Source organism: Caballeronia udeis (assembly GCF_001544555.2).
GTDB lineage: Bacteria > Pseudomonadota > Gammaproteobacteria > Burkholderiales > Burkholderiaceae > Caballeronia > Caballeronia udeis.
On the sequence record NZ_FCOK02000064.1, the window covers coordinates 37,975 to 58,530 of the forward strand.

Consider the following 20,556-nt stretch of genomic DNA (forward strand, 5'->3'; position numbering starts at 1 on the left):
GATTTTGCGCGCAATCCAAGCTGCGCCAAGCCACGAAACTTGCGCTTGACGGCCGGGCCAATCCACCAGCAATTGAAGTGCATTTGCCGGGTGGCCGGATCGATGGGGCTAGCTGCTTACGTCCACAGCAAGCGCTCAGCTTCACCTTGATCCGTAAACTATTTGTGCTGCCAGATCGTGTTTGACTGCCACCGCCATTTTCCTCAGGCCCTGCCACTGGTCAGGTTCGACATACGGGCTGTGCATGGTGATATCGAGCGTTCGCGTGACGGTAATAACCTGGCCCGAGGTGGCATAACTCGATGTGTACGTTCCGAACGTCGACGTAATTTTCGCCGGCTCGGGAAGGCTGGATACCTTGACTGTCCCAGGCAATTCTATCGTCGTCGTTTCGCTGATATGCCGGCCGCTAAACAGCAGCGGGTATCTACGCCGGCTCGTCGTCACCAACTCGAATGCGCCAGCAATATTCGTAAAGCTGTTCAAGCCCTGCGGCACCCGTATCGCGCCCGGGCCCGGGAACTGAGCGTAGTCGGGAAGCTCGAACCTCGTCTCGTATTGAAAGGGATCTTTAAGATTGTGCAGATCACCATGAATGTATCTGCCTGATCCGTCCGCGCCGCTCATCGTCAGCATCCGTTGCGCGAACACAGGCTCTACCCCTGAACGCAATGAAGCGAAAACAGATCGGGCGATCCAGTCGGGGTCCCCCAGGTTATCGATCCGGGTTGTGCCCCTGGCAGTCCCGTCGCTGTCAAAGAGGACCGCTGATTGAAAGGTTACGCGGTCCGTGTCGGGACTCGCCAAGGGCAGGGTCACCAGCGTGGCGCCGCCGCTGCCGTTATCCGTGACCAGTGCTGATTTTCCGCCCTGGTTGCCAGGAAGTACGCCGAACCTGGCCATGCCGGCAGTCGAGTCCGCATAAATATCAAACTCGGGAATATAGGTAATCGTATGGTCGAAGACCGCCAGAGGCTCAGCAACCTTTGGGAGCCAGTAGCGATTGTCGCCATTCACCAGCACGACGCTGCTCTTGATCCCCTTCGCCGCAAGCAACGCTTCGAGAAGCGTTGTGTGGTCTTTGCAGTCGCCGTATCGCGCATCAAGCACGGCCTGAGCACTGTGCGGGACAACACCGCCAAAGCCGAGGTAGATTGCGACATAGCGAATGTTGTTGCTTACCCATCGATAGATAGCGTTCGCCTGATCACGCCGGTCAGTAATCCCCTTGGTCAGTTCGTCTGCCAACTCCTGTATTCGCGGTGTGACAGCCGCTTGCTGACTTGCCCGAGCGACATACGCCTGCCCTACCGCTTCGTAGTTCGGAAAAGTGGAAAGCGTCAGACGCGGACTGCGATCGTTAATGCTGGGCGCACCCGGTTCCGGCGGTTGAGCCTGGGTATCTTTAATAGACCACTGCCACATTTGCTTACCATTGTTGTCCGCAGCAACAAGCCCACCCTGCATATCGATAGCCTCGGCGTAGAGCTTGATTGCAGCCGGCGCATAAACCGTGACTTTTGCTGACTCGAAGACCTTGTCATCCAAAAACGTATCGGTTGTAAAGAACTGCCCCGGAAACAAGGGTTTTATTTGAGTTTCACGCGTATGCGTTGTGATAGTTGCACCGACCTGGACGCCAGGGAAAACAATGGTTTTTACCCGGCCGTCGGCAAATATTGGGGCATATGCGCTCGCAGGGCTTTGTTGAGCCAGGATTGCGTCCGGCGAAACGTCAATCCGCTTGCCGTCTTGCGTCGTTGTATAAGCTTCAAGAACTTCAAACGACTGCAGTGCATTGTTATAACTATGCGCTATCTGCCCGTAGGACTTAACCCCTTCGTCGGTATCGATGCGGATCGACCGGGTCGCGTCGAGCGTAAAGCTGCCATCGGCGTTCACGTTATAAACGTTGTCGTCGCTCAGGACCGTGGTGCCCGGCTGATAGTCCACTGCAGCGGCGCTAACCGCGTAACCAGCCACGGCCAAAAGAATTATTGTTTTGTAAACGGGGCTCCGCATCGACTTTCTCTCTCCGATTATTATTCTGATGTGGCTTGATCATATTGATGCGAACAGGCCACGTTTAAATCGAAGCTGATTATAGGTCGAACAAGCAAGCGCAAATAGAAGATACCGCCGCCGGCAAGTGATGGGGGTAGCTACGCTTACGCAACGATTACGAAAAGAACGCGGGCGCCGGACAAAAGCTACCCGCCTGTATCAATACGCCGCCAATGCCCGCAATGCAAAACGCTTCAGCTTACCCGTCTCGGTGCGCGGCAAAGCCTCAATAAATTCAATCGCACGCGGATACTTGTACGGCGCGATCTGTTCCTTGACGAAGGTTTGCAACTCCACCACCAGCGCGTCGCTCGCTACAAATCCCGCGCCAAGAACAACGTACGCCTTGGCAATCTGCCCGCGCTCGTCATCGGCAACGCTGACCACTCCGCACTCCGCCACCGCTTCATGCAACAGCAGCGCGCTTTCCACTTCAGGACCGGAAATGTTATAGCCCGCCGAGATGATCATATCGTCGGCACGGGACTGATAAAACACGTACCCATCCGCATCGATACAAACCGAATCGCCCGGAAGGTTCCATCCATCGCGGACAAAACTACGCTGCCGCGGATCACTCAGATAACGGCACCCTGTCGGTCCCCTCACGGCAAGCATGCCGATCTCGCCGACAGGAACCGGCTGCATGTCGTTGTCCACTGCCTGCACCACGTAACCCGGCACCGCGCGCCCAATCGCTCGATCACGTGTCTGCGTTTCTGCGCTCGACACAAAGATATGGATCATCTCCGTGCTGCCAATTCCATCGATCATCTGCAAACCCGTGGCCTGCCGCCAGAGCTTGCGTGTGGCATCGGGCAACGCCTCTCCCGCCGAGACGCTTTTTCTAAGGGTTGCCAAATCAAAACGCGACGCGAGCCCCGCCATCTGCCGATAAAACGTCGGCGCGGTGAACATGATCGTTGCGCGAAAACGCTCGACCACGTGCAGCAGCGTCTCCGGACTCAACTTCTCGATCAACACCGTCGATGCCCCCGCACGCAGCGGAAAACACAGCAGGCCACCCAGCCCGAAGGTGAACGCTAGCGGAGGCGTACCGCAGAAGATATCGTCCGCGGTGGGCTTGAGAATATGGTGCGGAAACAGGTCGCACATGGCAAGCACGTCACGATGAAAATGCATGCAACCCTTCGGCATTCCCGTTGTGCCGCTGGTAAATGCGATCAGGCAGACATCGTCGGCAGCGGTATCCACCGCCGTGTAATCGACGGGCTGAAGCAAGGCGATGGTATCGACCGAGTCCGGGCCATCGTCATGAAAGAGCCTTGTTTGCAGCAGGTTTTCGCAAAAGTACGCGCTGGCGGGGTCGCTGCATTGCGCGAGTTCATCGACCAGGCGCGCGTCGCATAAAGCGGCTGAAACCTGAGCCTTGTCGATGATCTGCTTCAGCTCCTTGGCACGCAGAAGCGGCATGGTAGGCACCACCACGAGCCCCGCCTTCAAGGATGCAAGCCATGCGATCGCCATATGCAGCGTGTTCGGTCCACGCAGCAGGATACGGTTACCCGGCACCAGTCCCATTACCCCGGTCAGCACATGCGCGGCCTGATTCACGCGCGTGCGCAATTCACTGTACGTGGTCGCATGCGGAGCACCCTCCACGTCCGACCAGATCGCGGGTCGCCCGCCCTGCCCGCGTTCCGGATGGTCATCGATTATCCGGTCGAGCAATTCGACTGCGCAATTCACGCGTGCGGGATAAGAGACGTCGGGGTTGTCGAGCAGAAACTGCGGCCACTCGCCGGGCGGCGGCAGGTTGTCGCGGGAAAACGTATCGACGTGAGCCGAAGGTTCCATGGTGAACTCCCAGAACAACGAATAAGCAACGATGGTTAATCCGGAATGACAGCGGTGGCTTCGATCTCCACCTTGGCTTCGTCTTCAATGAGCGCGACCACCTGCACAGCGCTCATCGCAATGTCGTAGTTGCCGATCAGTTCGCGAAACGCGCTGCCCACGTCCCTCAGCGCAGCGATGTATTCGCGCTTGTCGGTCACGTACCAGGTCAGGCGCACAAGGTGCTCCGGGCGCCCTCCCGCAGCGGCGAGCACGGCGACTATGTTCGCCAGCGCCTGATGCGCCTGCGCAGCAAAGTCGCTGCTCTGGAAGCGCCCTTGCGCATCCCAGCCTATCTGCCCTGCCATGAAGACCTGCGTGCCACGCGCGGCCACGCCGTTCGCGTATCCGCGCGGCTTGACCCAGCCGTCCGGGAGCAATGCTTTTTTCATGATCGGGTCTCCTTCACTTCGTCCTTTGCTTCGGCGAGCGCCGCGGGATTGAAACGTGTCAACGCAGCGCGGATGTCATCGGGAATATCGATCGACACACCCGATTCAAGCGACGTTGTCACGAGTATCTGGCGCGCATGAAAACGCGTCTCGCCCTGCGCCTGCGCGTCGATGACAATGCCAACGGAACGCGCGCCGATGCGCTCAAGCGTGAGCGACAGCATGAGCGTGTCGCCCATCTGGCTCGGCCTGGAGAACGTGCAATCAAGCTTGACGATCGGCAAGCCGACGCGGCGTTTGCTGATCATCGCCGCATAATTGATGTCGAGTGCTTCGTTGAACCAGTCCTCTACAAGCGCGTTGGTCATCACGAGATACTGCGGAAAAAATACGATGCCGGCGGGATCGCAATGTGAAAAGCGAATGCGCACCGGCCGTTCGAAATGGGTCGATGGTTCCATCATGCGTTCCTCGCGGCATGCGCCTTGAGCAGATCGCGTCCGACGATCAACTGCTGCACTTCGGTCGCGCCTTCATAGATCCGCAGCGCACGAATCTCCCGATACAGTTGCTCGACCGCCGCACCGCTTTGCACCCCGCTTCCGCCCCACAATTGCACGGCCGCATCAATAACCTGCTGGGCGCCCTCGCTCGCATGCCACTTCGCCAGTGCAGCTTCACGCGTGACGGACTTGCCCTGGTCGCGCAACCACGCGGCCCGATAAACCAGCAATGCGGAGCTGTCGATAGTCAGCGCCATTTGCGCGAGCTTCGCTTGCGTCAGTTGGAAGTCGCCCAGCGTCTGCCCGAACATCTTGCGCGACGCGGCGCGTTCGATCCCTTCGCTCATTGCTCGCCGCGCAAAGCCAAGCGATGCCGCCGCAACCGACGTACGAAAAATATCGAGGGTTCGCATCGCGAGTTTGAAACCTTCGCCCGGATTGCCAAGCAAAGCAGTGCGCGGCACGCGTGCGTTTTCGAAAGCGAGACGTGCCAGCGGATGCGGCGCGATCACGTCGAGCCGTTCGGCAATGCGCAATCCCGGCGTATCCGCATCGACGATAAACGCGCTGATGCCACGCGCCCCCGCTGCCTCGCCGGTACGCGCGAACACAACGTAAAAGTCCGCGATGCCGCCGTTCGAGATCCACGTCTTCTCGCCATTGAGCACATAAGAATCGCCGTCTTCTCGCGCACTGAGCGCAAGCGCGGCGACGTCCGAGCCTGCATCGGGTTCGGTCAACGCAAACGCCGCAATCGCGTCACCGCTTGCCACGCGCGGCAGGTAACGCTGCTTTTGCGCCTCGTTGCCGCCTAGCGAAATTGCGCCCGACCCGAGTCCTTGCATTGCAAGCGCGAAGTCCGCGAGACCGCTGTGACGAGCAAGCGTTTCGCGCAGCAGGCAAACAGCGCGCGTGTCGATAGTGTCGCCGTGTCCGCCGTAAGCGGTGCCGCCTATGCCATAACGTAACCACCCTGCCGCACCAAGCTCGCGTACGAGACGGCGGCAGATTGCATCGACGTTCGCGTGGTCGGCATGTGTATCGCCAAGATGTTCGGATGCCCACGCGTCAATGCGCGCGCCGAGTTCGCGATGCCGTTCTTCGAAGAACGGCCATGCGAGAGCGTCGTGGAAAGCGTCAGAAGTTGTTTGAGGATTGGCCAACTCAATCTCCCTCGAACACGGGCCGCGTCTTCGCAGCGAATGCACGATACGCGCGGCCGAAATCATTGGTCGCCATGCAGATTGCCTGCGCCTGCGCTTCGGATTCGATCGCCTCGTCAATGCTCATGCTCCACTCCTGATGCAGCATTTTCTTCGTGATGCCATGGGCGAAGGTCGGTCCCGATGCGAGATCGAAAGCGAGCGATTGCGCTTCGCGCAGAACGTCGCCGGGCTCGCATAGACGGTTATAGAAACCCCACGCGAAACCTTCGTCGCCGCTTGCGGAGCGTCCGGTGAAGAGCAGCTCGGCCGCTCTTCCCTGGCCAATGATGCGCGGCAGGATCGCGCACGCACCCATGTCGCAGCCCGCCAGTCCCACGCGGGTGAACAGAAACGCAAGCTTGCTGCGTGCGGTGCCTAGCCGCATATCCGAAGCCATTGCCAGAATTGCACCGGCACCGGCGCAGATGCCATCGACGGCCGCGACGATCGGCTGCGGGCAATGGCGCATCGCTTTGACAAGGTCTCCCGTCATGCGCGTGAACATGAGCAGCTCGGGCATGGGCAAGTCGACGAGCGGCGCGATAATGTCGTGCACGTCGCCACCGGAGCAGAAGTTGCCTCCGGCGCCATGAATCACGATGCTCTTTACGTCGGTGGCGTAAGCGAGCTGGCGGAACAGGTCGCGCAACTCCGCATAGGACTCGAACGTCAGCGGATTCTTGCGCTCGGGCCGGTCAAGGGTGATCGTGCCAACGCCCTGCTCTATCGCCCAGCCGAAGTGCTCTGCGTGATAGTTGCCAAGGGCCGTGCGGTTGCCGGCAAAAAGCGCGGCGGTGTTGTCGTTCATCGACTGTCTCCGTATCTGTGTGCTTTGCCAGGCGTCAGGAATCCGTACGCTCGCGCAGGTGCTGCTTGAGCTTGCCCAGCTTCTGATGCATGCGCGCCTTGTCGGCAAGCGGCAACCCGCCGAACAATTCGACGACCCATTGTTCATGCGCACGCGCCATGCGATCGAACGACTCGCGGCCATGGGCGGTGAGGCGCACGGCAAACGAACGGCGGTCGTTCGGATCGGTATCGCGCACGACAAACCCTTCCTTCTCCAACTGGTCGGTGAGCCCCGTCACGTTGCCGCCGGTGACCATCAGGCGCCGCGAAAGCTCGTTCATCTTCAGGCCTTCGGGATGTCGCTCGAGTTGCGCCATCAGGTCGAAGCGCGGCAGCGTGGTGTCGAATTCGGCGCGCAGGCGCTTACGCAGTTCGGCCTGCACAAGATTGGTGGTGGTGAGCATGCGCAGCCATAAGCGCAGTCCCATGTGGCTGTCGACGCCAGTGCTCATCTCAAGGTCGACAACGTTGCCGGCGGCCTTGGTCTTCTCGGGCGCGGCAGGTTTAACCGTGCGGGCAGCGGGCTTGTTCACATTACTTCTCCACCTGAAATAGAAATGGTCTGGCCGGTGATCGATCGCGACTCCGGCAAGCACAGCCATAACGCGGAACTGGCGACTTCGTCCGGCATCACGAAGCGACGTTGCGGATTCGAACGCAGCAGCGCTTCGCGGGCCTCGTCCTCGCTACGCCCTGTCTGCGCGATGATCTTTTCGATCGACTGGTCGAGCAGTCCGGTTTCCGTGTAACCGGGACAAACGGCATTGACGGTCACGCCGCGCGTGGCCACTTCCAGCGCAAGCGAACGTGTCATGCCAATCACGCCGTGCTTGGCCGCGCAATACGCGGCCACATACGCGTAACCCACCTGACCCGCGGTGCTGGCTACGTTGACAATGCGCCCGCTGCGGCGCTCCAACATTGCCGGCAAGACCTCTTGCGTGCAAAGGAAGACGCCCGTGAGATTCACGTCGAGCATGCGTTTCCACAGCGCCAGATCGGTCTTCGCAAACGGCGCGGCTTCGGCCTGCCCCGCGTTGTTGACGAGGATGTCGATGACGCCGTGCTCGCGCACAGCGGCAAACGCCGCAGCAACCGAGTCGGCGGACGTGACATCGACGCTCTGCACATGCACGGTCCCGGCTTCGCTCAGGACCTCGGCCTGATACGCGAGCCGCGCAGCATCCCGGCCCATCAACGTGACCTGCGCACCGGCTGTCACCAGCGCGTGCGCGATAGCGGCGCCAATACCGCTGCCGCCGCCTGTGACCACCGCGTGCTGGCCGTCGAGAGGATGCGTGTCCGTGTTCATGCTTCACCCTCCGCACGTTGCGCGCGCTCACGCTCATAGCCGCGCTCCAGCTGCGACTTCGCGGCAAAGTATTGCTTCGGCCACTTGATGTCGACGTAACCAATCTTCGCGGCCTGATCGAGCGTCCACGAGGGATTGGCGAGATGCGGGCGAGCCACGGCGCACAAGTCGGCACGCCCCGCTGCAATGATGCTGTTCACGTGGTCCGCTTCCGAGATCGCCCCCACCGCAATGGTCGCAATGCCCGCTTCGTTGCGCACGCGATCCGAGAACGGCGTCTGGAACATGCGGCCATAGACCGGCTTTTCTTCCTTGCTCACCTGCCCCGACGATACGTCGATCATGTCCGCGCCCGCTTCCTTGAACGCTCGCGCTATCTGCACGGCGTCGTCCGGCGTGATGCCGCCATCCACCCAATCGTGCGCCGAGATGCGCACGGAAATGGGCTTGTCCTTGGGCCAGACCGCGCGGATTGCGTTGAACACGTCTATGGGAAAACGCAGACGGTTGGCGAGCGAACCGCCGTATTCATCGTCGCGTTGATTCGTGAGCGGAGAGAGGAAACCGGAAAGCAGGTAGCCATGCGCGCAGTGCAATTCAAGCCAGTCGAAACCGGCGTCCACGGCAAGCTCGGTCGAGCGCACGAACTGCGCCCTGATCTCGCGCAGATCGTGAGCGGTTGCTGCGCGCGACCATTGGCTGATCCCCTTCAAGTACTGTTGCCGCGACGCCGATACGATCGGCCAGTTGCCCTCTTCAAGCGGCTTGTCGGTTCCGTCCCAACTCACGCGGGTCGATGCCTTCGCGCCCGCATGACCAAGCTGGATACCGATCTTTGCGTCGCTCTCACGATGCACGAAGTCGACAATGCGCCGCCACGCGTCGCGTTGCGTCTCGTTGTACAGCCCGGGACATCCCGGGGTGATGCGGCCTTCGGGCGAGACGCAGGTCATCTCCGTCATCACCAGCGCCGCGCCGCCCATGGCGCGGGCGCCGAGATGCATCAGGTGGTAGTCACCCGCAATGCCATCGACAGCGGAGTACTGGGCCATTGGCGAGACCACCACGCGGTTCTTCAGGGTCACGCCGCGCACGGTGAACGGCGTGAACATTGGCGGAACTGAGCGCTTGCTGCCGTCTATATCAAGCCCCGAGCGCTGCGCGATCCAGTTTTCGAACTCGGCGAGATAGGCTGCGTCGCGTGATCGGAGGTTTTCATGCGAGATGCGCTGCGAGCGCGTGAGCAGCGAATAAGCGAATTGCTCCGGTTCAAACGATGCGTACCGGTCCACGTTTTCGAACCATTCCGTGGAGTTGCGCGCAGCGTTCTGGATGCGCAGGACATCGACACTGCGTACGTTCGTGTAGTGATCGAGCGCGGCCGGCAGATCGCCCGGATGTGCCGCGATGCTGTTCGTCAGTTCGATTGCATCTTCAAGCGCAAGCTTGGTGCCGGAGCCGATCGAGAAGTGCGCCGTGTGCGCGGCATCGCCCATCAGGACCACAGGCGTCACGCTGCCATCGCTATTCGTGCGGTTATGCACCCACGTTTCGTTCACGATGCGCGGAAACCGGATCCACTGCGAGGAGCCGCGCAAATGTTGCGCGTTGGACTTGAGCGCATGGCCGTCGAGGTACTTGGCGAAGAGCCGCTCGCAAAATGCGATGCCGTCTTCCTTGCTCATTTCGTCCAGGCCCGCTGCACGCCAGACCCGTTCGGGCGCTTCCACGATAAACGTGGACATGTGGTCGTCGAAACGATACGCATGCGCCTGGAACCAGCCGAACTCGGTCTTCTCGAACGCGAACGTGAAGGCGTCGAACAGCTTCTCTGTGCCGAGCCAGACGAAGCGGCAATTGCGCAGGTCGATGTCGGGCTTGTAGGTGGCCGCGTATTTCGTGCGCACCACGCTGTTCGCACCGTCGCACGCGATGATGAGGTCGGCGTCATACGCTTCGTCGCTGGTCACTTGCGTTTCGAACACCAGCTTGACGCCTAGCGCCTCGGCCCGTTCCTGAAGAATGTTCAACAGGCGCTTGCGGCCGATGCCACAGAAACCATGTCCGGACGAACGCTGCGTGCGGCCGTTGATATGGATGTCGATGTCGTCCCAGTGGTTGAACGCATCAAGAATGGCCGCCGCACTCGCCTCGTCTGCACGACGCAGGTTGCCGAGCGTCTGGTCGGAGAACACCACGCCCCAGCCAAAGGTGTCATAGGGACGATTCCGCTCCACCACCGTCACCTCGTGAGCGGGATTTTGCTTCTTCATGAGCAAGCCAAAGTACAGACCCGCGGGGCCGCCACCAATACAAACGATGCGCATAGTGCGCTCCAGGCTGAAGAGTCCACTTTAATTTAGGCTTCGATAGTTTAGGTGTCAAGTAAATTTATAAAAGAGAATGCTCGTTCGCCGGGTGATTTGATCGTAAAAATTAAAAGTGTCAGCGGAAAATAAGAAGTGTCAAACGTCTTCACAGCTTAGCTGCCATTGGGACGCGCCGGGTTCTACGTCGGCAATACGGCGGTCAGCTGACGATGGCGGCATCAAGCAACTCGACGGCGGCTTCCTGTATTAGCGAACTCACAAGCTCGACCCGTTTCCGCCACCCGGTCCACAAGGACAGCGAGAACCGTTTTCAGTACTTCATCGGCCATTCACTGGGAGCGTATGTTACCCCCGGCCAGATCCGTCACCGCACGCAGGACTGTCACTGTGGCGGCCGTCATTTCTCTTCCCGCATCGATGGTGTAAAAGTGATTCCCACCAGCAATCCTTCCGGCCCGATGAAGCGACTGACGGTCTGGCCCCACGGCTCATTCCGGTTCCTGACCAGCATCCGATACCCTTGTGATTCAAGTTCTGCCGTAGCCGCTTCGACGTTGTCGACATCAAACTCAATCCAGGCTTGCGGGATGGGTACGTCACCAGGCCACGAATCCGTGCCGAAGCACGACTGAGCGGCCTGAGAGAGTGGCCACAAGGCGAAAGTGTTTGCACCTTTCAGACTCTCCGTATGGAGGTAGCCGCCTTTTTCTTCGTTGAAGGGGATACCGAAGACCTGACCGTAGAGCTCTCGGCTTACCTGGGCTTCAATCACAATCGGGCCAAAGCCTGCGATGAACAAGGCCGTGGTTTTTGGGATTTTTTCCATGGCTTCTCCTTTGCCGCAAATGCGTGGCGCCTTGAAAAACGAACATGTCCGCCCGCGCCCGTCGAACTGATGTGGCGAGCGGTATTCAGCTAGCGCGGGGCATGGACAAGTGTAGGCTTGTTTCAGGTGGCCGGCAGGCATCTCCACCCGGCAGCAAACGGCGATCGGGTGGGTTCGGTTGCGCTCGCGGCTCGACTGGATGCGTCACGTCATAGGCGTACTGCTGACGCTTGATTGCCCCTTTCCAACTTTGGTCGAGCGGCCGTAGATGGCCCGGTCACTGCCTGCCGTCGATCGGCAGTACGCGGCCCATACCGGGCGTTCGCGGGACGGCGGCACAGTCGCGGCCCGATTGTGGAGGCCAAGGAATGGATTGCGGTGACTGGTAAACTGGAATTTGTGAATGAATGGGAGAAGACCCCATCAGGCGGGGTCTTCTCACTTGATTGGCAGCCCACACGAAGCCCTATGACTTAAAGAATCCGAGAAGCTCTCGCACAACGGCCTCGGGTTGGTCCTCGGGGACATAGTGGCTGCTGGAGTTGATCTTTACGACACGCACGTCCGAAGCCTGTGTCGGAAGAAGCTCGCGCAGATAAGGGTAATTCCGTTCACCGCCCAAGGCTAGAACTGGCGTTGCTATCTGGCCGTAGTGTTTAGCGTCAATGATGTCCTGTCCAAACGTCTGATACCAGCCGTTTCCAGCGCGAATCGCATCCGGCTGCGAGTACGCGTCGGCGTAGATCGCGCGATCACGCTCCGAGATCGCAGCGAGATTTCGCAGTTGAGAATCGAAGAGCCAGTCGATCAGTAACCTGGACTTCCCAGCCAGCAGTTGTTGCGGAAGATCCGGCAGTTGATTGAAAGCGAACCACCAGAGATAGACCGGCTGAGTTGATTCCCCGGTTCCGCGGACCGCATACCCGGGTGGCGGGAGCAGCGACAGTTTGTAGAGACTCTCTTCGGGGTGCGCAACGTCGATCAGGCAGATTTTGAGCGTCGCATCTGGATAGTTGGCAGCGAAGCTGTAGGCGACCATTGCTCCGATATCGTGCCCGGCGATGTTGACCTGCTTGTACCCGAGCGCTTGGGTCAGCTCGTGAATATCCTTGGCCATGTTCTTCTTGTCATAGCCCAACCCCGGTTTGGCAGAACCTCCCATTCCGCGAAGATCAACTGCGATCACGCGGTGGCGCTTCGCCAGTTCCGGCATGATCTTATGGAACTCCCACCAAGTCTCGGGCCAGCCCGGCAGCAGGAGCACGGGCGTGCCTTTGCCACCCTCGACATAGTGGATGCGGGTGCCGTTCACTTCGGCATAGCCGTTCCTGAAATCACCGGGAAGTGAGGCGACCAGCGCCGCATCCGAAGTATCTGCCATGTTCTGTGGTCCGCGTTCTGTACCTGCAAAGACTGGAGAGGCCGTAGCGATGCCAGCCGCGATAAAGAGTGCGGAAACCGCCATGCGGATCGGAGATCCGAATTCAGCCCATTTGAATGGCGAGCGATTGGCCGAAGTGCCAGTCGATGCCGTGCGCATTTCGCTGGCAGTGCGAGCCGTTGTGACGGAAGGACTGTTGAGGGTTTGCTGTCCGTCTCTTTCTAAGCATATGGAAGTCATAGGATCCTGCGTGGATAGTTTTGTAGTGCGAAGACATTTGACCAACATTGATCACCGCTCAGTGCATGATGTTTCCGTCATCCATGTTCGGCAGTTGCCCTGAGGTGTCGCCGTCGGCGCTGGCAAGGAAGACGGCTACGCCGCTCAGATCTGCCGACTGCACGTCTCGTTTGATGTGGTAGACCCGCCGTGCCCCGGCTAGCCGCCCTGCCAGATGAGCTTCGGATTGACCAGTTCCAGGACTCCGGGGGCGCCGAGTTCGCGCCCGATTCCAGAGGCCTTGACGCCGCCGAACGGCGCACGCGGGTCGGAGTGGACGATGTCATTGATGTACACCATCCCGGCTTCGATGCGGCTGGCGAGGCGATTGGCCCGTTCGAGATCACGGCTCCAGACCGTGGCGCCGAGGCCGAAGTCGGTGTCGTTGGCGAGTTCGACCGCTTTCTCCTCGGTCTTGAACGCGTAGATCACGGCGACCGGACCGAAGAATTCCTCCTTGGCGATTGCCGCTTCCGGCGGCAGATCGATCAGCACTGTCGGTGGATAGAAGTTGCCCGAGCCCGCCGGAATCTCGCCGCCTGTCAGCACGCGCGCACCGGCCTTCACTGCATCCTGCACCTGTCGATGCACGTTGCGGCGCAGATCGGCCCGGGCCAGCGGGCCCAGCTTGACGCCCTCTTGCATGGGATCACCCATCGGCAGCGCCCTGGACTGTTCGACGAACGCCTTGGTGAAGGCGTCAAGCAACGGCTCGGCGACCAGGAAACGCTTGGCGCAGATGCAGCCCTGGCCGTTGTTGATGAGGTAACGCGACACGACACCCATCTGCACGGCTTTCGCCAGATCGGCGTCCTCCAGCACGATGAACGGATCGGAGCCACCGAGCTCCAGCACCACCCTTTTGCCAACTGCGCCCGCCTGGGCGGCAACCGCGCGCCCTGCGCGGACGCTGCCGGTGACCGTCGCCGCCCGCACGCGCGGATCGGCGATGACGGCCGCGCAGGCTTCGACCTGGATCGCGAGGTTGACGTAAAGCCCGTCTGGGCCGCCGGCGTCGCGCACCAGGGTTTCCAGGGCCCGGGCGCAGCCCTGCACGGCCTCCGCATGCTTGACGATGGCGGTGTTGCCGACCAGGGCCGTGGTATTGAAAAAGCGCAGTGCCTGCCAGAACGGCAGGTTCCACGGCTGCACGGAGAAGATCGGCCCTATGGGCTCATAGGTGATCTGCGCGGGCAAGCCGGAGATCGGCTGCGGGTCAAGATAGGCTTTGCCCTCTTCCGCCTTGTGCCGGGCGTCCCGGGCCGATTTTTTGATCTCGGCAATTGCGTCGGCCAGCGGCTTGCCCATCTCGGCGGTAATCAGGCGGGCATAGGGTTCCGCCCGCGCGTCCAGCAGGTCGGCAAGCCGGATGAGGAAAGCCGAGCGCTCGTGCAAGGGCGTGCGCGACCAGCGTAGCCATCCATCCCAAGCGCGTTGAAGGCGGACGTTTGTTTCCGCCTCATCGTGCTCCGGATAGGTTCCTACAAGCTCGCCTGTTGCGGGATTATGTGACTGAAAGGTCATACGGTACTCCTCATTTTCATGGGTAGTGGCGATGGGATGACTTCGTGTTGGCCTAAGTCTCGAACTTTGGTAGGCTGGCAGCAATGCCAACTATCACAGGAAACCTGCCACTATGCCCAAAGCGAACTCGCGCCGCATCGTCTTCACCGCCTACGACCGCATCTCATTGCTCGACCTTGCAGGACCGTTGGAGGCGTTCCGCATAGCCTCCACTTTCGGCGGCTCAAGCCCAAGCGGACGTCTCGGGACTTACGAGTGCTCTGTTGTCTCGGTGCGCGGTGGCCCCGTGAAAACTGCCGACGGCGTGGCGCTGGTCACGGATTCAGTGCGCACCTTGCACAGGACGCAGATTGATACCTTGATCGTGCCAGGCGCTTTTTTGGTGGACGATGTGACCCGCGACCGCGATTTGGTTCAGTGGGTCAGGAAGAAGGCCCCCACATGCAGACGGGTGTGCTCGGTGTGCATTGGCAGTTTCTTGCTTGCCGCGGCTGGAGTGCTGGACGGACGTCGTGCTGCGACCCATTGGATGCACGCCCCGTTGCTGGCCGCGCGGCATCCGCAAGTGGCTGTGGAGCCCGACGCGATATTTGTGCACGACGGCAAGGTGTGGTCTTCCGCCGGCGTGACGACGGGCATCGATCTGGCCCTTGCCCTGATCGAGGAGGATGCCGGGCGGCAAGTCGCAATGAACGTTGCCCGCATGCTGGTGGTGTATTTGAAACGTGCCGGCGGCCAGTCCCAGTACAGCGCTCTTCTGGCCGCTCAAGCCCAGTCCGAATCGGAAACGTTCGACCCACTCGACCGCTGGATAGCCGAGCACTTGAAAGAGGATCTGAGAGTTGACGCGCTTGCGGAGCGAGTCCACATGAGCCCGAGGAACTTCGCGCGGGCCTATGCGAAAAGGCGGGGCCGTACTCCAGCAAAGGCCGTGGAGGCAATACGGGTGGAAGCAGCAAGGCGGCGTCTCGAAGAGACAGGAGACCGGATCGAGTCCGTCGCCGAGGACTCCGGGTTCAACAACGAGGAGCAGATGCGGTGCTCCTTCATCAGGATTCTAGGAATTCCACCACGCGAGTATCGAAAGCGCTTTGCCGCCACCGTCTGATTTCTGCGCCAGTTGTAGTGCGACAGCCAGAATTGTTGGCAATCTGCGCGCCGATCTGAATGTCCCAAAGTGGCCGCCCTCTGCCCGACGGACGATCGACCGTACCCAGCCCATTACCGTCCTTCACGGAGTTTCTGTAGACGTCTCTATCTTGTTGCAAAGCGGCCGTCCGGCTCGCTCCCATAGACCCCACCGGAGCGGCGCGTCAGCGCCGGACCTGCCCAATCGGTACTCCAGTCGAAAGTGCTAGTGTTGGTGTGGTGGATCTTCACGGACGTCGCCAGCTCCACGAGGTAGCCGAACGGTAAAGACGGTTTCCGATTCGTCAGACCGTGCGGCTACTTCGCCGCCGTGAGCATGGGCAATTTCTCTTGCAATGTAGAGTCCCAGACCGAGGCTGTCCTCTGAGCCCGGCCGCGTTTCAGCGCCCGGACCGCGCTCAAGCGGTTCAAACACGCGACGTAGGACGGACGGCGGTATTGCCGGCCCGCGGTTCCTGACGGCGATGGATATCTCCCCATTCCCTCCAGTGACCGTCACCTCCACGGCCGCCGTTGGCTCCCCGTACTTGATCGCGTTTCCCACGAAGTTGCCAAGCATCTGCTGGATCCGCCGGCCGTCGCACAGTGCCCTGGTGTCCCCAGCCACATCGAGTTCCACGCTCTGCGTCCCGTGCGCCACGCGCAGTTGCTCCAGTTCGTCGGCAACGAGAGCGGCTACATCGACGGGCGCAGGCGCGACCCTGATACCCAGACCAAGCTTCGTTCGACTGAAGTCCAGCATGTCGTCGAGCAGCGCCTGCATGCGCGCGCCGCTCCTGATCAACCGCGCCGCAGCGGCGGACACCTGCTGGCCATCGTCAAGCTTTGCAAGTTGATGCGCGGTCATCTGGATGGTGTGCAGGGGACTGCGCATGTCATGCCCGAGCATACCCAGCAGAAGGTTGCGTGACCGGTCCACCTGGCTGCTGAAGAAACTTACCGACTCTGTCAGCGCCTGATCAATCGCTTCGTTAAAGCGAACGATGTCGTCCAGTGCGGGCGGTTCAGCCCCGCCTTCATCCAGCCAGAGTCGAAATACAACAGCGCGCAACGCACGGTATTCCGCGCACAGCTGGTTGATATCAAAACCGTGCCGCGCGCAGGACAGCATGGGTCTGCGCAGCCGTTTCCGGCGCCCCGTCAGATACGGGCGCCAGACCTCTCGACTTGTCGAGCTGCGCCTGTCTCGTCTGCGGCACGGCCAGGTCCCTGGCGACCGCCTCGAGGATCTGCTGGGCATGGTCGCGCAGCTCGAGGGGCGACAATCCCTGCGCGGCAGGCAGCATCGTGGCGGCGAAGGATTCCCATTCCGCAAGAATCGCTTCCATTTCGGCTGAGATAAATTGCGACAGTCGCATTGCTTTCCTGGGGCTACTACAGTACCGACGGCGGACCAACGGCCGGGTCGGCTTCGTATCAGATGAAAACATGGCCGGTCATGGTAGCCGGATCAACACAGCCACCCGCGGCTCGCTTTTTGCTACTGGTTATTTTTCCTCACGCCGCGCGGGAGGAAGGGCCAACATAATGATAGACACATGAATGACATTGACCCCCAACCGGCAGAATTCAGCTCCGTCTGGCTCCAGCTATGGGCTGAATCCACCGACGACTACTCTATCTTCGCGCTCTCGCCCGATGGCATTGTCCTTACATGGAACCCCGGCGGCGAACGCATCCAAGGCTACCAGCCCCAAGAAATTATAGGACAACCATATTCGACCTTGTTTTCCGAGGCCGACCGGGCTGGGGGTGCGCCCGAGGCGGCGCTCCGGGCGGCGACGCAGACAGGGCGCTACGAGGCGGAGGGCTGGCGCGTTCGCAGGGATGGTACAACGTTCTGGGCGAACGTCGTAATGACGGCGCTACGCGACAGCGAGGGCCATCTGATCGGTTTCGGCAAAGTGATTCGCGACGTCAGTGACAAGAAGGCGGCTCACGACGCCGTGCTCAAGAGCGAACGGAACTTCCGCCTGCTGGTTCAGGGCGTTACCGACTATGCCATCTTCATGCTCTCGCCTGATGGGCACATCACGAGCTGGAACTCGGGAGCGCGACGAATCAAGGGGTACACCGAGGGCGAGATCATTGGCTCGCACTTTTCCCGGTTTTACACCCCGGAAGATGTGGCTGCGGGTGTCCCTTTCAGGGGTCTGGACACAGCCAGGCTAGAAGGCCGTTTCGAGGCCGAAGGCTGGAGGGTGCGAAGCGACGGCAGCCGTTTCTTCGCGCACGTGGTCATCGATGCCATCTACGAGGACGGCGAGCTGGTCGGATTCGCAAAGATCACGCGGGACATCACCGAGCGACGGCGCGCGGGCGAGCTTCTTGAGCAGACGCAGAGCGCATTGTTCCAGGCGCAGAAGATGGAAGCGCTCGGAAAACTGACGGGCGGGGTGGCGCACGACTTCAACAATGTCCTCCAGGTTCTGCGAGGCAACCTGGAACTGCTTGAAAGCAGGCATGGCCGCGACCACTGGAGCGCCGAGCGGGTCGGTAACGCAATCGACGCGGTCGATCGCGGCGCCAAGCTCGCGTCCCAGCTGCTTGCCTTTGGTCGTCAGCAACCTCTCGCCCCGGTCGTCATCAACCCCGCACGTCAGGTTCGCGCACTTGACGACCTCCTCCGACGGGCGCTGGGTGAGACGATCGAGATCGAGTCGGTCGTTGCCGGGGGCCTGTGGAATATCAATGTCGATCCGCATCAACTGGAAAACGTGATCCTGAATCTGGCAATCAACGCGCGCGACGCCATGCCCGATGGCGGCAAGCTCACTCTTGAGCTATCGAATGCGACGCTTGACGACGAATATGTATCATCCGTTCCTGACGTCTCCGCTGGGCAGTATGTGATGCTCGCCGTGACGGACACCGGAGCCGGCATGAGCCCGAAAGTGATAGAGCGAGCGTTCGACCCGTTCTTCAGTACCAAGCCAGACGGTCGGGGTACGGGCCTTGGCCTGAGCATGGCCTACGGCTTTGTCAAGCAGAGCGGCGGCCACATCCGGCTGTACAGCGAGATCGGAGAAGGAACAACCGTCAAGATCTATCTGCCCCGTTCCACCGGAATCGCGGTTGACACGAAGCCTGCCACGCCCGGTAGACTGAAGCACGGCAACGAGACAATTCTCGTCGTCGAGGACGACCTGAAGGTCCAGTCGACCGTTGTCGAACTACTCTCCGGCCTCGGCTACGCGGTGCTCAAGGCCAATGACGCCGAGCAGGCACTGACCGTCGTGGCGAGCGGTGTGCACATTGACCTTCTGTTCACGGACGTGGTGATGCCAGGCGCGCTGCGCAGTCCGGAAATGGCTCGAAGGGCCGTCCAGATGTTGCCGGGGCTGAAGGTCCTTTTTACGTCGGGCTACACGCAGAACGCCATTGTGCATGGCGGCCGACTGGATCCGGGGGTGGAACTGCTGAGCAAGCCATACAGCCGCCAGCAGCTCGCCTCCAAGGTGCGGCAGGTGCTCGGCAACAGCGACGCCAAGGCGGGCGAAAGCGGCCCAGGCAGCGCGCGCCCTGGCGACGCGCACGTGTCAGCCGGAGACGGGGACGGCCTGCGCATCTTGGTCGTGGATGACGACGTCGCGTCGCTTGACGCGACGTGCGAACTACTGATGCTGATCGGGATGCGTCCGCAGCCCGCAGCAAGCGCGGCGCAGGCGCTGAACACGCTTGGCGGGAATGACTTTGACGTCTTGCTCACTGACGTCGTCATGCCAGACATGTCAGGCACCGAACTGGCGCTACGCGCGTTTGCGATCCGCCCGGAACTTAAGATTATTTTCGCTTCGGGAAACGCTGTCCCGGATCACGAGAAGTTTAGGTTCCAGTGGTCGGCGCTGCGTAAGCCTTTCACGCTTGATGAGTTGCGTGTCGCACTGCGGCCGGCCAACAGGCTGCAGGCGAACTGTCCTGCCGGTGATGGCGAGTCCGCGACGACCGATGGGACAAGTGAAAGTACACGTTCCCGTTAGCGCGCCGCGCCTATGTGTCTCTTTGGGTGGAGTGCCCGAGGGCGATCGATGCATCGATGTTACGCGTGAATTGGTGACGGACTGCTTATGGTCTCGGCACACCGCTTAGCGCCATTTCGACGGCCTTGACCAATATTGCGCCGGTAAATGGCTTTTGCAGATAGCCTGCAGCGCCTGACGCGAGCGCTGTCTCGCGAACGGCAGAATCGTCATCCGCGGTGATGAATATGACGGGCACTCCAGTCGGGGCAAGGTGACGCAGTAGCTCAAGCCCGTTGATTCCCGGCATCTCGAAATCCAGGATGACGCAAGCGGGGCGATATGAAGGTGCCGATGACAGCATCCTCAGAAATGAATCGCCACCGGAAAACGTGTCTACCCCTGTTCCGGCGACCTGTAGCAAACGCTTGATGGCTCGGCAAACTGATCCGTCATCATCGACCACAGCAACGATTTTATTGACTTTCACCATATATATCGACCGGATCGCGCGCCGTAGACCAGTACAGCTCAGCTTAGTGTGACGTCGGTGAACGCGGTATAGGACTTTCGTCCACCAGCAATCTGCCGGAGACTTCGAATACCGCCCCAGACAACTTGAAAGTCGTTAGCTGGTCGAAGGGCGGCTCACCCATCGCGAGCAGACGCATGCCAACCGGACACGAAGGACCGTTCATGGCCGGCGTTTGCCTGTCGGCGATCCGCAGAACGAATTTGCCACGGATGTCCATCCACGGACGTCGATCACTGTCTCGCCTCCGACGCCGTGGCACACGGAGGACGCTACAGCGTAAAGGTATGCCTTTATTTGCCGTTATCACTTAAATAACGGTCACGTTGAACGGCCGCCGCACGCGTGCGGAACATGTTCAGAAAGCCCCTCCCTCAGGTGAAGTCATCTTAAA

15 protein-coding genes and 1 pseudogene are annotated in these 20,556 nt (G+C 60.5%); 2 read left to right on the plus strand and 14 right to left on the minus strand.

Annotated features, from left to right (window positions below):
• Positions 1-141 precede the first annotated feature (141 nt).
• The 12 genes from AWB69_RS33135 to AWB69_RS33190 all read right to left on the minus strand — a co-directional run bounded on the left by AWB69_RS33135 (position 142) and on the right by AWB69_RS33190 (position 14,522).
• Positions 142-2,022, minus strand: coding sequence for a DUF3857 domain-containing transglutaminase family protein (locus AWB69_RS33135; RefSeq protein ID WP_062091039.1), 1,881 nt, complete (start codon positions 2,020-2,022; stop codon positions 142-144).
• A 201-nt stretch (positions 2,023-2,223) separates the two neighbouring features.
• Positions 2,224-3,882: an AMP-binding protein gene (locus AWB69_RS33140; RefSeq protein WP_062091040.1), complete on the minus strand. Its 1,659-nt coding sequence runs from the start codon at positions 3,880-3,882 to the stop codon at positions 2,224-2,226.
• 35 nt (positions 3,883-3,917) lie between these two features.
• Entirely contained in the window at positions 3,918-4,313 is a 396-nt protein-coding gene (locus tag AWB69_RS33145; RefSeq protein WP_062091041.1) for a RidA family protein, read from the minus strand.
• Positions 4,310-4,774 carry an acyl-CoA thioesterase gene (locus AWB69_RS33150; RefSeq protein WP_062091042.1) on the minus strand — a complete coding sequence of 155 codons (465 nt, stop codon included), beginning with the start codon at positions 4,772-4,774 and terminating at the stop codon, positions 4,310-4,312. The genes AWB69_RS33145 and AWB69_RS33150 overlap by 4 nt, the downstream gene beginning before the upstream one ends.
• Positions 4,774-5,979 carry an acyl-CoA dehydrogenase family protein gene (locus AWB69_RS33155; protein WP_062091043.1) on the minus strand — a complete coding sequence of 402 codons (1,206 nt, stop codon included), beginning with the start codon at positions 5,977-5,979 and terminating at the stop codon, positions 4,774-4,776. Before AWB69_RS33155 ends, AWB69_RS33150 begins: the two co-directional genes overlap by 1 nt.
• 1 nt (position 5,980) lies before the next feature.
• Positions 5,981-6,829, minus strand: a complete 849-nt coding sequence (locus AWB69_RS33160) for an enoyl-CoA hydratase family protein (RefSeq protein WP_062091044.1) — start codon at positions 6,827-6,829, stop codon at positions 5,981-5,983.
• Positions 6,830-6,863: 34 nt separating this feature from the next.
• Positions 6,864-7,403: a MarR family winged helix-turn-helix transcriptional regulator gene (locus AWB69_RS33165; protein WP_062091045.1), complete on the minus strand. Its 540-nt coding sequence runs from the start codon at positions 7,401-7,403 to the stop codon at positions 6,864-6,866.
• The gene (locus AWB69_RS33170) at positions 7,400-8,182 is read right to left on the minus strand and encodes an SDR family NAD(P)-dependent oxidoreductase (RefSeq protein ID WP_062091046.1); all 783 of its coding nucleotides are present in this window, start codon (positions 8,180-8,182) and stop codon (positions 7,400-7,402) included. Before AWB69_RS33170 ends, AWB69_RS33165 begins: the two co-directional genes overlap by 4 nt.
• Positions 8,179-10,509 (minus strand): bifunctional salicylyl-CoA 5-hydroxylase/oxidoreductase, encoded by a 2,331-nt coding sequence (locus AWB69_RS33175; RefSeq protein WP_062091047.1) that lies wholly within the window; start codon positions 10,507-10,509, stop codon positions 8,179-8,181. Before AWB69_RS33175 ends, AWB69_RS33170 begins: the two co-directional genes overlap by 4 nt.
• 400 nt (positions 10,510-10,909) lie before the next feature.
• Complete coding sequence (locus tag AWB69_RS33180) at positions 10,910-11,338, minus strand: VOC family protein (RefSeq protein WP_062091048.1); 429 nt, start codon at positions 11,336-11,338, stop codon at positions 10,910-10,912.
• 466 nt (positions 11,339-11,804) lie between these two features.
• Positions 11,805-12,719 carry an alpha/beta fold hydrolase gene (locus AWB69_RS33185; protein ID WP_062091060.1) on the minus strand — a complete coding sequence of 305 codons (915 nt, stop codon included), beginning with the start codon at positions 12,717-12,719 and terminating at the stop codon, positions 11,805-11,807.
• A gap of 438 nt (positions 12,720-13,157) precedes the next feature.
• A complete protein-coding gene (locus AWB69_RS33190; RefSeq protein WP_062091049.1) occupies positions 13,158-14,522 on the minus strand; it encodes an aldehyde dehydrogenase family protein in 1,365 nt (454 codons plus the stop codon).
• 112 nt (positions 14,523-14,634) lie between these two features.
• Between AWB69_RS33190 and AWB69_RS33195 the strand changes: the two genes are divergently transcribed.
• Positions 14,635-15,630 carry a GlxA family transcriptional regulator gene (locus AWB69_RS33195; RefSeq protein WP_062091050.1) on the plus strand — a complete coding sequence of 332 codons (996 nt, stop codon included), beginning with the start codon at positions 14,635-14,637 and terminating at the stop codon, positions 15,628-15,630.
• A 246-nt stretch (positions 15,631-15,876) separates the two neighbouring features.
• On the opposite strand, the pseudogene AWB69_RS33200 reads toward AWB69_RS33195, so the two are convergent.
• Positions 15,877-17,029, minus strand: a pseudogene (locus AWB69_RS33200) (ATP-binding protein).
• Positions 17,030-17,209: 180 nt separating this feature from the next.
• On the opposite strand from AWB69_RS33200, the gene AWB69_RS33205 reads away from it, so the two are divergent.
• On the plus strand, positions 17,210-19,651 hold the full coding sequence (locus tag AWB69_RS33205) for a hybrid sensor histidine kinase/response regulator (protein WP_082913689.1): 2,442 nt from the start codon (positions 17,210-17,212) through the stop codon (positions 19,649-19,651).
• Positions 19,652-19,736: 85 nt separating this feature from the next.
• Here AWB69_RS33205 and AWB69_RS33210 read toward each other — a convergent pair whose 3' ends face one another.
• On the minus strand, positions 19,737-20,123 hold the full coding sequence (locus AWB69_RS33210; protein ID WP_062091051.1) for a response regulator transcription factor: 387 nt from the start codon (positions 20,121-20,123) through the stop codon (positions 19,737-19,739).
• Between the last annotated feature and the right edge of the window lie 433 nt (positions 20,124-20,556).